Genomic DNA, 14,974 nt, shown 5'->3' on the forward strand with positions numbered 1-14,974 from the left:
CCTCGATGGACCGCACCCGCCTGCACCGGCTCCTGGACCGTGAGAGTGCCGAGGCGGCCCGTCGCAATCCGCGGTCCAGGGCGGCCTACGAGCGTGCCGACCATCTCTTCGGCCGCGTCCCGATGACCTGGATGAACAAGACCGCGGGGGCTTTCCCGCGCTACCTCGACACCGCTCGCGGAGCGCGGATCACCGACATCGACGGACACACCTATGTCGACTTCTGCCTCGGCGACACCGGCGCGATGGCCGGTCACTCGCCCGCGGTGGTGGCCGAGGCGGTGCGGAGCCGGTTCGCCGAGAGCGGTGGGGCCACGGCGATGATGCCCACCGAGGACGCCGCGTGGGTCGGCGCCGAGCTGACCCGCCGGTTCGGGCTCGCCCGCTGGAGCTTCTCGCTCACCGCGACGGACGCCAACCGCTGGTCCATCCGGCTCGCGCGCGCCGTCACCGGACGCCCCAAGATCCTGGTCAACAGCTACAGCTACCACGGCAGCGTCGACGAGTCACTGATCGTGGTCGGCCCCGACGGACAGGGCACCGCCCGCCCCGGAAACGTCGGCGCCCCCTGCGACGTCACCCTGACCAGCCGTGTCGCCGAGTTCAACGACCTCCCGCAGCTGGAGCGCGAACTGGCCCACGGCGACGTCGCGGCGGTCCTGATGGAACCCGCGCTCACCAACATCGGCATCGTGCTCCCCGAGCCGGGCTACCTCGACGGCGTCCGCGAGCTGACCCGCCGCCACGGCACGCTCCTGATCATCGACGAGACGCACACCTTCTCCGCCGGCCCGGGCGGCTGCACCGCCGCCTGGGGTCTGGAGCCGGACATGCTGACCATCGGCAAGGCGATCGGCGGCGGCATCCCGGCCGGCGCCTACGGGCTCTCGGCCGGCCTCGCCGAGCGGCTGCTGGCCCGCCCCGACCTCGACCTGATCGACATGGGAGGCGTGGGCGGCACCCTCGCGGGCAACGCCCTCTCCGTCGCGGCGATGCGCGCGACCCTCGAACACGTCCTGACCGACTCCGCGTTCGACCGCATGGCGAAGCTCTCCGAGCGGTTCGAGGCCGGCGTGCGGGCGGGTATCGACCGGTGGAGCCTGCCCTGGTCGGTCAGCCGGCTCGGCGCCCGTACCGAATACCGGTTCGCCGATCCGGCGCCGCGCACCGGAAGCGAGTCGGCCGCCGCCGCGGACGAGGAACTGGAGGACTTCCTCCACCTGTACCTCGCCAACCGGGGCGTCCTCCTCACCCCCTTCCACAACATGGCCCTCATGTGCCCCGACACCACCGAGCAGGACGTCGACCGGCACACCGAGGTGTTCGCCGCCGCGCTGACCGAACTGGTCGGCTGAGCCGCACGGCGATCCGGACGAAGGGGAGGACGGCATGGACGAGATCGACAAGGCCATCCTGCGCGAGTTGCAGATCGACGGCCGCATCGCGTACGCCGAACTCGGCCCGAAGGTCGGCCTGTCCGCCTCGGCCGCCCGCCAGCGGCTGCAGCGGCTGCTCGACTCGCAGGCGGTGCAGGTCGTCGGTGTGACCGACCCGATGGGCATGGGCGGTCAGGCGATGGCCCTGCTGGGCATCGGCGTCGACGGCGATCCGCGCGCCGTCGCCGACACGCTGGCCGAGCGCGCGGAGGTGGTCTACGCGGTCCTGACCTCGGGCGGCTTCGACGTGTTCGCCGAGGTCGTGTGCCCGGGCCCGCGCGAGCTCCTGGACTTCGTCAACGACGTGGTCCGCCCCGTCGAGGGGGTCCGGCAGGTGCAGTCGTTCCCGTACTTCGGCATCCACACCCACCGTTTCCTCTGGAACGTGGGCTGACCGGCTCCGGGGCGCCACCGGCACGGGTTCACGGCGCCCCGTGGTGCGACGGCGTCTTCTCGGGCGTGGAGACCGGCACGCCGAGCGGGCGCGCCAGGCCGATCACCCCCTCGTCCAGCCGCTGGAGATGACGCAGCACCCGCCCGGTGACACGGTCGTGGCGGGGAGAGTCCGGCGCGTCCGGTTCCAGCATCGAGGCGAGGCTCGCGCCCGTCTCGGCCACTCCGTCGGCGCTCTCGTCCTCGACCCGCTCGACGAGGACCCCGATGTTGTGACTGATGCGCCGGCCCGCGAGCTTGAGCCGCGGATCGGCGGCCACCGTCCGGCTGTAGGGCAGGAGTTCGGCCGTGGCGGCCAGCGACCGCGCGTGGTAGGCGCAGGTCTCCAGCAGCGCCACGAGGTAGCGGGCCGTCTGACGGCGGGCCCGGAGCGGCGTGATCGGATGCGTCAGCGGCTGGGTGGAGGACCGCAGGTCCTCCAGCGCCGTGTCGAGATCGCGCGCCTTGTCCAGCAGGTCGAGCGCCACGCCGCCGCTCAGCTGGTCGACGGCGGCGCTGCTGACCTCCCCCAGCCGGGTCAGCACGGTGGCGAGCAGCTCGTCGGTACGGCGGTCCGTGGGCACCGGCAGGATCAGGGCCGCCGCGACCACCCCGCAGGCCGCGCCGAGCGCCGTCTCCTCGATCCGCAGCACCAGCACCGAGGGGCTGTAGGTGTTGAGCAGCGTGTACAGCAGTCCGAGCATCGCCGTCACGAAGAACGACATCAGGGCGTAGGACAGCGGGGCGGTGAAGAACATCGCGAAGATGAACACCAGCACCAGGACGAACGCGAGCCACGTCTGGTTGGCGACCACACCCGCCAGCCCCGCCCCCGCCACCACGCCGAGCATGGTGCCGAGCAGCCGGCGATATCCCTTGACCAGGATCTCCCCGGTCGAGGACGTGTTGAGGAACACGACCCAGCAGGTCAGCACCGCCCAGTACCAGCGCTGACTGGACAGGAACTCCCCGCCGACGATGGCCAGCGCGGAACCGACCGAGACCTGGACCGCCGCCCGCGTCGTCGGCCGCTGCAGCCCGCGGCGCGCCGACGCGTCCGGCTCGGCCTCCTCGGCGCCCGCGATGGCGACGTCCTCCGCGTCCAGCTCCTCGCGGGACCGCGTCGTCTCGGGCGAGTCGTCCGACTCGTCCTGAGGGCCGTCGAGCGCCAGCCGCAGACCGAGGACGGACCGCGCCGCCTCGCCGATACCGCGGAACACGTCCTGCACGGCGGCCGAGGCGCGCGGCAGGTTCTCCTCGTCCCGGTACCCGAGCAGCCGGTTGCGCACCTGGGCGACCCCGGTCCCGCGCTCGCCGGCGACCGGGCGGGCGACGAGCAGCCGCAGCGCCTCGAGGTCGCGCCGGAGGACGGCGGTCGTGTCGTCCTGCGCGCGCAGCCGGTCGCCCGGCGCGGGCAGCGGAGCGTCCGGGAGGTGCAGGGTGAGGGTGTCCGCCCGCTCGGCGCTGCGCGCGGTGAGGATGAGGACGGCGAGCCGCTCCGCGGAGATCTCGGCGTCGGCCACCCTGCGCTGCACCAGCGAGGCGACCGTGCTGTCGCTGGTGCCTTCCTCCAGGCGCCCCTGGATCATCATGGCGGTCTCGTGCAGGCGCGCGGTGTTCTGCCGCACGTCCTCCAGAGCCTTCTCGGCGCGGTCCGGGGGCGCGTCGAGGAGGTCGATCTGGGAGGACACCAACTGGGCCAGCCGCGCGCGGAAGGCCTCGCGCAGCCGCAGCAGGATGCGCTCGGGCGTCTCCACGACGAGCCCGAACCGGACCGCGGCGCTGCACGCGAACGCGACGGCGAGCGTCCCGCACAGTCCGGGGAGCGCGGCGAACGTGGCGCCGACGAAGAGGGAGACGAAGTAGACCTGGAAGCCGATGAGTCCGAGCGCCCATCCGCGGTCCCCGAACCGGCGGCTGTAGACCGCCGTGAAGATCAGCGCGATGAAGAAGAGGTCGCCCGCGACGACATGGCGGTTCAGCCAGGCGCCCAGCGTCATCGCGGCGACGGCCACCGGCAGCCCGAGCAGCAGGGTGCGGGCCTGGTCGCCGCGCTGCTTCTCCTTGATGGCGAACGTGCCGACCATCGCGGCCATCGCCCCGGCCACCATGTGGGTGACGTCGGCGCCGAGCGGACTGAGCACGGCCAGCGTCAGCGCGATGGCACCGACGGTCCGGAGCCCGGCCATCAACCGGAGCAACCCCGGGTCGGAGGCCGCGTACCGGTCCCAGATCCCCGCCCGGCTCGGCTTGGTCACTGTCCTCACGCTGTGCTGTTCCCCGCTCCCGCGTCATGATCCGGAACTCCAGCATGGCACGGGCCGGTGACACGTCCCGAGGGGCCCCGCCGCCGGCCGGCCCCGCGGGCGCCGAGCAGGGTGCCGGCCCGGAGCGTGCGGGCGCTCACGGCGCGGGCCGCAGGAACACCTCGTCCGCGTAGCACCACGCCCAGTCCTCGCCGGGCTCCGCGGAGCGGGCGACCGGGTGCCCGGTGCGCTCGTGGTGGGCGGTGGCGTGCTGCCCCCGCGAACTGTCGCAGCAGCCGACATGACCACAGGTCAGACAGGCCCGCAGATGGACCCACGTGGTGCCGCGGGCGGCGCATTCCGCGCAGCCTGCGGCGCCGGGGAGCCCGGTCCCGGGGGCCGGCTGTTCCAGGTGGGAGCAGTTCCGGCCCTCCGGTCGTCCGCCGTCGGCGGCGACCACCCAGCCGGGCTTCCCGTGCGCGTCGTGTTCCATGGGACGAGTCTCCCCGCCCGGCGCGGGCCGCGCAGTCCGTCGCGGCCCCGACCCGCCGGCATTCCGGAGCAGGTCAGTAGATGACGGTGCACCAGCGGTTGGCGCAGGCGGCGCGGTCGGGCGCGGCCGACGGGCTCCTGCCCGCGCCGGGGGGCCGCGTGGCGGAGGCAGGAGGGCTTCCGGGGCGGGGCCCGGTCCGGCCCGGCGGTACCGCCGGGCGGCGGGCGGTGGCGTGCGGCCCGTTGATCGGATCAGCTGGTGACATGGCCGGTGAACGAGCGGATGCCGGGCGAGGACACGGCGAGGCCCCGGCCGCTCGCCCGGTGACGAAGATCGTCGTGCCGGCGAATCCGTTTGCGTGTGCCATGAACGAGTAAACGACTGTGTGGACATCGCGTGGTACCGGACGCGGGCACGCCCAGAGCAGGCAGAGAGGACGCTTCATGGCAGTCACCGAGACGGACCCGGTCGATCCGGCGGCGGTCAGGCGTCACCGCACCCTGTTCAGAGCGGTGCGGCGGCGCAGGAACCCCCCGTTGCGGCGGACCGACATCACCGTCACGGACGAGGCATCGGTCAAGCGTGCGGTCAAGGCGGCGTCGCTCGGCAACGCCATGGAATGGTTCGACTTCGGCATCTACAGCTACCTCGCCGTCACCATCGGGCACGTCTTCTTCCCCTCCGGCAACGGCACCGTCCAGCTCCTGTCGTCGTTCGCGACGTTCGCGGTGTCCTTCCTCGTCCGCCCGCTCGGCGGCATGGTCTTCGGACCCATGGGCGACCGGATCGGGCGCAAGAAGGTGCTCGCCGTCACCATGATCCTGATGGCGGTCGGCACCTGCGCTATCGGCCTGATCCCGTCGTACGCGACCATCGGCTTCTGGGCTCCGGTGCTGCTGATCCTCTTCCGGCTCGTGCAGGGCTTCTCGACGGGCGGTGAGTACGGCGGCGCCTCCACGTTCATCGCGGAGTACGCGCCCGACCGGCGCCGCGGATTCTTCGGCAGCTTCCTGGAGCTCGGCACGCTCGCCGGGTACGTGGGGGCGGCCGGCCTGGTCACCGTGCTGACCTCCGTACTGGGGAGCGGCGGCATGGAGTCCTGGGGCTGGCGCGTGCCGTTCCTGGTCGCGGGCCCCATCGGACTCGTGGGCCTGTATCTGCGGCTCCGGCTGGACGAGACGCCGGCCTTCCGGAAGCTGGAGGACGAGTCCTCGCACGCGGCGTCCGACGCGGCCACGGCCGTCGAGGCGTCCGCCAAGGGCGACCTCGCGAAGATCTTCCGCGACTACTGGCCGACGCTCATCCTGTGCATCTGCCTGGTCGGCGCCTACAACATCACCGACTACATGCTGCTGTCGTACATGCCGACCTACCTCTCCGACGAGATGGGCTACAGCGAGACGCACGGCCTGCTGGTGCTGATCGCCACCATGGTGGTGCTGATGCTGGTCATCACCCGGGTGGGCCGGCTCTCCGACCGCTTCGGCCGCAAACCGCTGCTCATGACCGGCATGCTCGGCTTCCTGGTGCTGTCCGTCCCGGCCTTCCTGCTCGTCCGGCAGGGCAGCCTGGTGGCGGTGTCGGCGGGCATGCTGATGCTGGGCCTGTCCCTGGTCTGCATGCTCGGCACGATGTCGGCGGCCCTGCCCGCGCTGTTCCCGACCCAGGTGCGCTACGGCTCCCTCTCGGTGGGCTACAACCTCTCCGCCTCCCTCTTCGGCGGCACCACCCCGCTGGTGATCACCGCGCTGATCTCGGTGACCGGCAGCGAGCTGATGCCCGCCTACTACGCCATGGCCGCGGCGCTGGTCGGCGTCGTCGCGGTGGCCTGCATGAAGGAGACCGCGCGCCGGCCGCTGGACGGCTCGCCGCCGTCCGTGGGCACTCCCGAGGAGGCCGCCGAACTGGTGGAGAGCCAGGCGCCGGTTCCGCGCTTCTGACCGCCGGACGGATGCCTCGCGCCGCTCCCGCCCCGCCCCCGTAGCGCCCCTCGTGCCGGGGTCGGCACGGGGGCGGCCTGCTTCCGGGGCGGGCCGCGGCCGTGCACACGGGGCCGCGACCCGCCGGTGCGCTCCGGCACTTCCGTGCCCGCCGTCCGCGACGCCCCTCACGGCGGTCCGCCGACCGGGCGGATCCGCCGGACGCGGCGGCGATCGGCGCCGCTCGCGTGGGCGGGCGCCGTCCCCGCGCCGCGAGTCCCCCGTGTTCACTCCGAAGAGTTGTTTCGGTCGCCGGTCCGTGCGAACGGCGTGTGGGCCGGGGCCCGCGGGGGAGAACCTGGGCCGTACGCGAACGCCGTCGCCGAGGAGCCGCGTGTGTCCGATGTCGTCTTCACCGCGGATTTCACCTCCACCCGTCAGTGGGTGGCGGGCCGTTCGTGGGCCTATCCCGACGGTGGTCCCGTCAACCCGCGGGACGACAAACTCGACCACCTCACCGACGACCCCTCCTATTCCCGCACGGGCGTCTTCCGCGCCACCCGGCGCCCCGACGGCCTGTGGAACGCGGGACTGCTCACCACCGAGGGCAGCGAGGACGGCTTCATGGTCCGGTCCGGAGACGTGCTGGAGGCCCGGGTGCGCCTGCCCGACGCCCGCGGCGCGTGGCCGGCGATCTGGACGTGGCGGGACGGCGGTCAGGAGATCGACGTCTTCGAGTACCACCCCGACAATCCCGACCTGCTCGAACTCTCCAACCACGTCCGCGACTCCCACCACTACCACCACGACGGGTCGGTGCGGCCCGGGGCCTGGGTGGACCTCGTGGTCGAGTTCGGCCCGCACCGCGTGGTGTGGTGGGTGAACGGCGTCCGGGCGTTCGCCGACCGGCGCGGGGTGGGCAGGCACTGGGAGGCCTATCTCATCGTCAACCTGTCGGTGTGCGCGGGGCGTTACCACCCGCCGCCCGATCCGGACGTCTGCGCGATGGACTTCGCCGTCGACACTCTGGTGGTGCGCAGACCGTCGCCGGAGGAGTGGGCCGCGATGGCGCAGGACGTCGGCCTGCTCGACTGATGCGGATCGTGTTCCGGGCGACGGGGCCGCCCGGAACACGATCGGCCGGCTCCGGGTGCATCCGCCGGGGCCCGGCGAACGGAAGTACGGCATCAGTAGCGACGTCGCGCTCGGGGCGCGTCGCGCCGAGGGGTGCCGAGGGCCATGACGAATCCGCAACCGGGTCGAGAGACTCCCGAAGCCGCCTACATCGGCCATGTCGGAGACTGCCGGGTCTGCCAGCGGGAATCGGGCCGCTGTCCGCGCGCCGAACGCCTGTGGCGGGCCTACCAGGAGTGGCGCAGCGGATACGGAACCCGCCCCGGACCGGCGGACTGAGCCGAGCGGCACCGGCCGCCCCGCCCGCGCCCGGCCGACCCGACGACCCGTTCCCCTCGCCCCGTCCCGCGGGCGCTTCCGGCCGGCGGGAGCCGTGCGGGACGCGCCACCGGCCGAGCCGTTCGGACGGCGCCGCGGGCCGGGAACCGAGCAGGCGAGGCCGTGGCTCGACACGGGCACTGCTGCGCGCCCTCGGGTGATCGACGATGATGGGCGCGGTGGCCGTCGCACGACCGGTGACAGGCGCGGCGACCGGGAAGGCGGAGCGGGCCCCGGTCCCTGCGCCACGGCACGGCCAAGCGGCCGTGGCACGCCGCGGAGGCGTGACCAAACCGCGGGCGATCGGGCTACGGATATCCGGTGTCCGGCGACCGTCGTCGGCGGACGAGGCAGCGGCGTCCAGGCGCCCCGACGGTGAAGAGGTGCCATGCGAGGCTCCGCGAGGATGTCCGACCGCGAGGGAACGCGGCCCGGGACGGCCCGGGGCCTCACGGCGCTGGCGCCGCACCGGATGCCCGGCGGGGAGGAGGGACCGGCGCGGGCCGCGGTGCTGATCCTGCACGGCGGACGGGCCGACAGCCTGGCCCCGTCGCGGCCCTGGCACGTCTCCCGGCTCCGCATGCGGCCGTTCGTCCGCTCCGTCCTGCGGTCCGTGCCGGACCCCGGCGTCGTGGTCGCCGAGGTGCGCTACCGCGTCCGCGGCTGGAACGGAAGCGCCGCCGACCCGCTCGCCGACGTGCACCGCGCACTCGCCGAACTCACCGAAATGGTCGGCGAGGTGCCGGTCGTGCTCGTCGGTCACTCGATGGGCGGCCGTGCGGCGCTGCGCGCCGCGGCGGCGCCGCAGGTCCGCTCGGTGGTCGCCCTGGCACCCTGGTGCCCCGAAGGCGAGCCGGTCGCCCACCTGCGCGACACGCGCCTGGTGGTGCTGCACGGGGACCGGGACCGCATCACCGACGCGGCGGCGTCCTTCGCCCTGGTCCGACGGGCGGCGGGGGAGGGCTCCACGGCACGCGCCGTGCGGGTCGCGGGGGGCGACCACGCGATGCTGCGGCGTGCCCGGACCTGGCACCGGGTCACGGCGTCCGCGGTGGCCGCGCTGCTGCCGGGCGCCGACGGCGCGGACGGCGTCCTGCCCGCGGCGGGGCCGGACGGCCGCCCGGGTGTGCTCTGAGCCCCGGTTCGCACCGGGGGACCGGTCCTACGCCGAGTCGAGTCGGTCGGCCGGATCGGGGCCCGGGGAGAAGGGCCGGCGTGTGCCCGCCGGTGTGCGCGGTGCGGAACCGGGCAGTCCCCCCGTGGACGGATCCCAGCTGAGGATCCACTCGAAGTCGCGCTGCAGCCGCCGGGCTTCGCTCCGTACGAGTGTCGGTATGTCACCGCGTTCGGCGACCAACTGGGCGTAGATCGGTGCATCGTGCACGGGGGAATCCTCGACTCGCTCTCGTGGCCGCCGGCGGGCCTCTGCCCTGTCGACGGTAGGGCGGACGCGCGGCCGAGGAGGAGATCCGGCCAGGTCGGCCAAATCCGGTCAGAGCCCGGCCATCGACAGCCGCCGATGCCGAACAAGCTGTCAGGGAACGCCAGTTCTGTGCGCACCTGCGGCGTCCCCGCGGACCAGGGCGGGCGAGCCGCACGCTCCCGGCGGGTGGCCGCGCCGCCGGGTGGGCGGACCGGTCCTCGCCGGCGCCCCGGGGCCTCGCCCCGGAAGTCGCTCCGTCGAACCCGCCCGTGTCGCAGGCCGGTTCGCCGACCGACCGTGCCCCCGACGTCGCGCAGCGCGGCGATGCGATGAAGGTCACGAAAACGTATCGGACATCTGGGACGTGGATCTTCACACGGGGTGCACAACTTGGCTAAGTTGACGTCCGGCCGTCCGATTCCCTCCGGCGACAGCACGCCGGGCGGTGCGGCCTCCGCCGAGTTCGGCCCGTCCCCGCGGCGGCCGGAGCCGGGGACCCACCGAACCCGGGGTGAATCGGCCGGCTGCCGCACGGGCAGCGGCCGTAGGGCACACCTTCCACAGCCGTCCGCCCGAACCCGACAGCTAACCCGGTAGGCGGATGACGGAAGGAGTGCCAACCCCATGGCGCCGGAACGCACCCAGCCCAGCGGCGAAGAAGTCCGCAGGCGGCTCGCATCCCTCTACGACCGGGCCGAGGACGACACCGGGAACTTCAACGCGACCCGGGCGCTTGCGGCCCGTTCCCGCCGGGTCGAGCGCCGCTCCGCCGCCCGCGGGCCCGCCGACCCACGGCCCGCCGCGGCGGAGCCCGCTGCCGCCGATCCGGCCCGGGAGGACCTGATGCGCCAGTGGTTCGACGGCGCGCGGTCCCGGCTCGGGCCCACCGTCGCGGCGGTGCTTCCCGCAAGCCGGGAGCCGCTGCCGCATCCCGCGCCCCCCCGGACGGCGCGGGATGCGGCACTCCCCGCGGAACTCCCGGCCGCGCAGCTGGGGCAAGGTCCCCGTCCGGTGGCGGAGTTGACGGCCGGACCCGGCGCCGAGCCGGCCCCCGCCCCCGGCGCGGAGCTCACCGCCCGCCCCCTTCTCGAACTGACCGCGGCCCCCGCGTCCGCACCGGCGGCCGAGGCCGCCCTCACCGCACCCGACACCGGCGGCACGCCCTGGCCCACTCCCGGGCCGGCCCGGCCCGAGTCCGGGGACCCGTCCTCCCCACGGTTCCGCAAGGACCGTGCCCGGCGCCAACTGGTGGCCGCGCGCGAGATGCTGAGCCGGCACGCCGCGCGGCCCGACGCCGCCCTGCCGGTGGCGTACCCGGCGGCGGAATCCGCTCCGGCCGCTCTGGAGGCCCCGTCGGCCGGCTTCGCGCCGTGGGAGACCGGGTCCCTGCCGGCCGCGCCCGTCGCCCCGGTCTCGGCCGACGGCTTCCCGTGGCCCGCCGCGGACACGGGACGCGCGCCGGTGCAGGGCGCCCCGGAGCCGGGCATCCCGTTCGAGCCCTGGTCGACGACCGTCCCCTGGTCGGACCCGGCCGCGGCGCCGTACGCGGACCCGCGTCCGGTGTGGCCCGCGGCCGCCGAACGGCCCGCGCCGGGCGCTCCCTGGCCGGCCGGCCCGGACGCCGGGTTCGACACCGGCGGTACCGCGGTCCTCGCGGCACCGCCGGTCACCGGCTACGACACCCGGGCCGCGGAGGCCGTGGCCTTCGCCCGGGCCCAGCTCGGCAGGCCGTGTGTCCGGGGAGCGTCGGGACCCGGTTCGTACGATTCCCCGGGGCTCACACGGGCCGCCTGGCGGAGCGCCGGTGTGCTGCTGCCTCGGACGATCCAGGACCAGTCGGGGATCGGGCCGGAGATCGCGCCGGAGGCCATGCTGCCGGGAGACCTGGTCTTCCTCCACGAGGATCTGAGCCACGTGGGCCTGTGCACGGGCGACGGCGTGATGGTGCACGCGCCCAGCCCCGGCGGCCGGATCACCGAGGAGCCGGTGCAGTGGACCGGCCCGGCCGCCGTCCACCGCGTCGTCCGCCCGGTCTGACGAACGGCGCGGCCGGCCACGGAGCACTCCGCCGCCGGCCGCGCCGTCCTGCCGTCCGCTCAGAAATCGCTGTCGATCCCCGTGACGGCGGCCGGGCCCAGCGGGGCGTCGTTCTCGGAGAGGCCGCTCTCGCGCAGGGCACCGGACACGAGCCGGACGGCCTCCGCCTCGGCGGTGCGCCGGTCGGCGGCCTCGACCTCCAGACGGACGGAGAACGTGTGGTTCTCGTCGACGGTGAGCAGGCTCAGTTCCTCGGTCTCGCCCAGGTCCGTGTTCTGCGGGTCCTGAGGGCGCAGCCTGCGCTCGACGTCTGCGCGGGAGGCCTCCGAGACGCCGTGGACGAACGTCCCGGGAACGGTGATGACGTAGGTGGTCACAGGAACTCCTAGCGTGCGTGCCCCGCGGGCCTTGAGGTGCGGTCGGCGATGTGATCGCCCGTATACCCCGCATTGTGACGGTCACCCGCGTCTTCTTCGCGCCGGAACACCCGGCTCCGAACGCCCGGCCGGACACGCGGAGCCGGCTGTTTGCGACCCGACGGCTCACAGCCGCAGGATCACCAGGGCCGTGTCGTCGGTGGCCCCGCCGGGCGGCAGGAGTTCGGTCAGCAGGGCGTCGGCGAGTGCCTCGGGATCGTCGCCCCGGTGAGCGGACACCGCTGCGGCGAGTCGTCCGATGCCGACGTCGATGTCCTCCCGGCGCCGTTCGACCAGCCCGTCCGTGTAGAGCACCAGCGTGTCGCCCACCCGGAAGCCGGTGCCCGCCTCGGGGCGGGCCACGTGTTCCGGCCGGGCGCCCAGCGGTGGATCGGTGGCCCGGTCGAGGAACTCCACCCGCCCGTCGCCGCGGAGCAGCAGCGGCGGGAGGTGCCCCGCACTGCTGTAGGTGACCGTACGCGTCCGCCAGTCCACGGCGACGGCCACCGCGGTGGTGGACTCCGCGCCGGGGACGGAACGCGCGTACAGACCCAGCACCTCCAGGGCGCGGGCGGGACCGCGCGAGGCCCGGCACGCCGCGCTGAGGGCGCTGCGCAACTGGCCCATGACACACGCGGCGGACAGCCCGTGGCCCACCACGTCCCCCACCGCGATCGCCATCCGCCCGTCGGCGAGGTCCACCAGGTCGTACCAGTCCCCACACACGTTGAGCGCCCCGGTGGCCGGCCGGTAGCGCACGGCCGCCCGGTGCGGGCCCGTGTACTGAGCGGCCGGCAGCAGCGCGTCCTGGAGCGCGAGCGCCACCGACCGCTCCCGGGCGTGCGCCTTGCGCAGCCGCTCGTTGATCTCCTGCAGTTCCCGGGCGCGGGTGAACAGGTCCGCCTCCAGGACGCCGGCGCGCTCGACGTCCGTGCGTCGCCCCCGGGCCCGGATCAGTTCGGTGACGTCCTCCACCCGGTGGACCAGGAGGATCACCGAGCCGTCCTCGCCGAGCAACGGCACGTTCACCGGACTCCAGTACCGCTCGTGCCACACCCCCGGCCGCTCCGGCGACTCGACGTCGTAGCGCTGGAGGGCCATCGCGTCGCGCTCCCGGGTCTCCACCACGCGGCGCAGCGACGCCCCGAGGTTGCGTGCGCCGTCGGAGGCGGGGTCGTCCGGCCGGTCCGGGAACACGTCGAACAGGTACCGGCCGACGAGTTGCTCACGCGACCGGCCGGAGGAGCCCAGATACTCGTCGTTGGCGTCGACGAAGACCAGATCGGGTGTGAGCAGGGCGACCATCCCGGGCAGCGCGCGGAAGACGTCCGCGTAGTCGAACTCCGCTCCCGCCACCTGATTCACCCGTCTCCCGCCGCGACCCGGTCGTGCCCACGGTGGATTCGGCGGAGCACCCGACCCTGTCCCACCGTCCGGCCGCGGCAGGACCCGGGGACCAGTCCCTCCATCAGGCCACCTGACGGTGCCCGGTGCAAGCGCTCGGCGGGGCCGCCCGCCCGCACCGGGCGGCGCTTCCCCGGCCGATGCCACGCCGGGACGGCCGGGACGGCCGGGAGCGACTCGGCGCCCGGCGCGCACGAGGGGGCCGAGGCTCCCGGACGCCGGACGGCCGAGTCCTGCGGATGCGTCCCGAGGGGGCTTGCGCCGGGCGCACGCTGGGCACAAGCCCTCTCGACGGCCTCCCGGGAGGCGATCTCGACCGGCGGTGTGCGCCGATTCACAGCATCCTGGGGTGAGACGCGATCATGTCGTCCACATTGGGGAAGGCGAAGCTCCATGGACGCATCAGAGCAGGCACCGGATGACCGGCCCCTCGACCTGTACCTCGAAATGCTCCGCCTGCGCATGGCTCCGGCGGACTACGCGCTCTTGCTGCGCATGGTCGAGCCCGTACTCGAGGCGATCAGGGAGGAGAGGGTCGGATCGATCGAACTGAATCTGGACGGCGAGGAGCCCGACGACGTCCCGCAGGAGGTGCGGGACGAGGCGTCCCTGGTGGTCGCGGTGGCCGTGACGGGCCGCCTGGACAACCGGATCGTGGAGCTGGAGACCGAGGAGATCGGCGTCGTGCGGGTCGTGACGGACTCGGGGACGGCGGACGATCCCGAGCGGTGCAAGGAGATCGCGGACTTCATCGGCGAGCGCCACCGCCAGGACGAGGAACTGCGCGGCATCGCCGAGGTCAGCGGTCTGCCGACCGATGTGTGAGGCGCAGCGGGCCGCTCCCGCCCGGACCGGCCCGCCCGGGACGCGGGAGGCGCTGCGGGCCGGGGCGCCGGGACCACGCTCCCGGCGCCCCGCGAAGCGTCCCGCCTCGCCCTCGTCCGAGGCGGCGAGGCCAGGGGAGCGGACCGTCGCGGCGGCCGTCCCGACGTCCGCCCGCGGCTGACCGTGGTCCGAGGACCGCTCACCATGGCGTAGGGTGGTGTTCACCGACGCGGGGTGGAGCAGCTCGGTAGCTCGCTGGGCTCATAACCCAGAGGTCGCAGGTTCAAATCCTGTCCCCGCTACGAGAAGACGAAGGTCCGGCACCGCGGTGCCGGACCTTCGCCGTTCCCGGGCGCCCGCCGCACGACGTGCTTGCGGTGCCGGCGGCGGTTCGGCAGGGTGCGCCCTGTGGCTACCTTGCTGATCGTCCATCACACCCCCTCGCCCAACTGCCAGGCGCTGTTCGAAGCCGTGGTGTCCGGCGCCACCGCGCCCGAGATCGAGGGGGTACGGGTGGTGCGGCGGGCCGCACTGAGCGCGACCGCCTCGGACGTGCTCGACGCCGACGGCTTCCTGCTCGGCACCCCGGCGAACCTCGGATACATGTCGGGCGCGCTCAAGCACTTCTTCGACCAGGTCTACTACCCGTGCCTGGACACCACGGCCCGGCGGCCGTTCGGGTACTACCTGCACGGCGGCAGCGACGTGACGGGCGCGGCGCGCGGCATCGAGGCGATCACCAAGGGGCTCGGGTGGCGCCGGGCGGCCGAGCCGGTGACGGTGACCGGCGAGCCGGGCCGCGCCGACCTCGACGCCTGCCGGGAACTCGGAGCGGTCCTCGCCGCGGGCCTCGCGGACTGAACGGCTCCGACCGCCGACGGGAGGACGCGG

General features: G+C 74.1%; 13 protein-coding genes, 1 tRNA gene and 1 riboswitch. Of the genes, 9 read left to right on the top strand and 5 right to left on the bottom strand.

Annotated features, from left to right (window positions below; genetic code table 11):
- Positions 1-5 precede the first annotated feature (5 nt).
- Together ACGFS9_RS01120 and ACGFS9_RS01125 are read left to right on the top strand one after the other, a co-directional pair.
- Positions 6-1,355: a transaminase gene (locus ACGFS9_RS01120; RefSeq protein ID WP_393249497.1), complete on the top strand. Its 1,350-nt coding sequence runs from the start codon at positions 6-8 to the stop codon at positions 1,353-1,355.
- A gap of 34 nt (positions 1,356-1,389) precedes the next feature.
- On the top strand, positions 1,390-1,830 hold the full coding sequence (locus ACGFS9_RS01125) for an Lrp/AsnC family transcriptional regulator (protein ID WP_393249499.1): 441 nt from the start codon (positions 1,390-1,392) through the stop codon (positions 1,828-1,830).
- Positions 1,831-1,858: 28 nt separating this feature from the next.
- On the opposite strand, the gene ACGFS9_RS01130 is transcribed toward ACGFS9_RS01125, so the two are convergent.
- On the bottom strand, positions 1,859-4,057 hold the full coding sequence (locus tag ACGFS9_RS01130; RefSeq protein WP_393250468.1) for an FUSC family protein: 2,199 nt from the start codon (positions 4,055-4,057) through the stop codon (positions 1,859-1,861).
- 214 nt (positions 4,058-4,271) lie between these two features.
- On the bottom strand, positions 4,272-4,607 hold the full coding sequence (locus ACGFS9_RS01135; protein ID WP_393249501.1) for a UBP-type zinc finger domain-containing protein: 336 nt from the start codon (positions 4,605-4,607) through the stop codon (positions 4,272-4,274).
- 443 nt (positions 4,608-5,050) lie between these two features.
- Here ACGFS9_RS01135 and proP point away from each other — a divergent pair, with 443 nt between their 5' ends.
- The 3 genes from proP (at position 5,051) to ACGFS9_RS01150 (ending at position 9,113) form a co-directional block, all read left to right on the top strand.
- Complete coding sequence (gene proP / locus ACGFS9_RS01140) at positions 5,051-6,547, top strand: glycine betaine/L-proline transporter ProP (RefSeq protein WP_393249503.1); 1,497 nt, start codon at positions 5,051-5,053, stop codon at positions 6,545-6,547.
- Between the two features lie 375 nt (positions 6,548-6,922).
- Complete coding sequence (locus tag ACGFS9_RS01145; RefSeq protein ID WP_393249505.1) at positions 6,923-7,621, top strand: beta-glucanase; 699 nt, start codon at positions 6,923-6,925, stop codon at positions 7,619-7,621.
- Between the two features lie 763 nt (positions 7,622-8,384).
- Positions 8,385-9,113 (top strand): alpha/beta hydrolase, encoded by a 729-nt coding sequence (locus ACGFS9_RS01150; RefSeq protein WP_393249507.1) that lies wholly within the window; start codon positions 8,385-8,387, stop codon positions 9,111-9,113.
- Between the two features lie 27 nt (positions 9,114-9,140).
- Here the strand turns inward: ACGFS9_RS01150 and ACGFS9_RS01155 are convergent, their stop codons facing one another.
- Positions 9,141-9,362: a hypothetical protein gene (locus ACGFS9_RS01155; protein ID WP_393249509.1), complete on the bottom strand. Its 222-nt coding sequence runs from the start codon at positions 9,360-9,362 to the stop codon at positions 9,141-9,143.
- Positions 9,363-9,846: 484 nt separating this feature from the next.
- A riboswitch (cyclic di-AMP (ydaO/yuaA leader) is annotated at positions 9,847-10,017 on the top strand.
- A gap of 8 nt (positions 10,018-10,025) precedes the next feature.
- On the opposite strand from ACGFS9_RS01155, the gene ACGFS9_RS01160 reads away from it, so the two are divergent.
- Positions 10,026-11,438 carry an NlpC/P60 family protein gene (locus ACGFS9_RS01160; RefSeq protein WP_393249511.1) on the top strand — a complete coding sequence of 471 codons (1,413 nt, stop codon included), beginning with the start codon at positions 10,026-10,028 and terminating at the stop codon, positions 11,436-11,438.
- A 59-nt stretch (positions 11,439-11,497) separates the two neighbouring features.
- Here ACGFS9_RS01160 and ACGFS9_RS01165 read toward each other — a convergent pair whose 3' ends face one another.
- Complete coding sequence (locus ACGFS9_RS01165; protein WP_393249513.1) at positions 11,498-11,815, bottom strand: hypothetical protein; 318 nt, start codon at positions 11,813-11,815, stop codon at positions 11,498-11,500.
- A gap of 165 nt (positions 11,816-11,980) precedes the next feature.
- Complete coding sequence (locus tag ACGFS9_RS01170; RefSeq protein ID WP_393250470.1) at positions 11,981-13,159, bottom strand: PP2C family protein-serine/threonine phosphatase; 1,179 nt, start codon at positions 13,157-13,159, stop codon at positions 11,981-11,983.
- Positions 13,160-13,651: 492 nt separating this feature from the next.
- Here ACGFS9_RS01170 and ACGFS9_RS01175 point away from each other — a divergent pair, with 492 nt between their 5' ends.
- From ACGFS9_RS01175 to ACGFS9_RS01185, 3 genes are all read left to right on the top strand, one after another.
- Positions 13,652-14,083 carry a hypothetical protein gene (locus ACGFS9_RS01175; RefSeq protein ID WP_393249515.1) on the top strand — a complete coding sequence of 144 codons (432 nt, stop codon included), beginning with the start codon at positions 13,652-13,654 and terminating at the stop codon, positions 14,081-14,083.
- A 228-nt stretch (positions 14,084-14,311) separates the two neighbouring features.
- A tRNA-Met gene (locus ACGFS9_RS01180) sits at positions 14,312-14,385 on the top strand.
- Between the two features lie 106 nt (positions 14,386-14,491).
- Complete coding sequence (locus ACGFS9_RS01185; RefSeq protein ID WP_393249517.1) at positions 14,492-14,944, top strand: flavodoxin family protein; 453 nt, start codon at positions 14,492-14,494, stop codon at positions 14,942-14,944.
- The last annotated feature ends 30 nt before the right edge of the window (positions 14,945-14,974 follow it).

It is taken from the genome of Streptomyces sp. NPDC048566, assembly GCF_043199735.1.
In the GTDB taxonomy this organism is placed as follows: Bacteria; Actinomycetota; Actinomycetes; order Streptomycetales; family Streptomycetaceae; genus Streptomyces.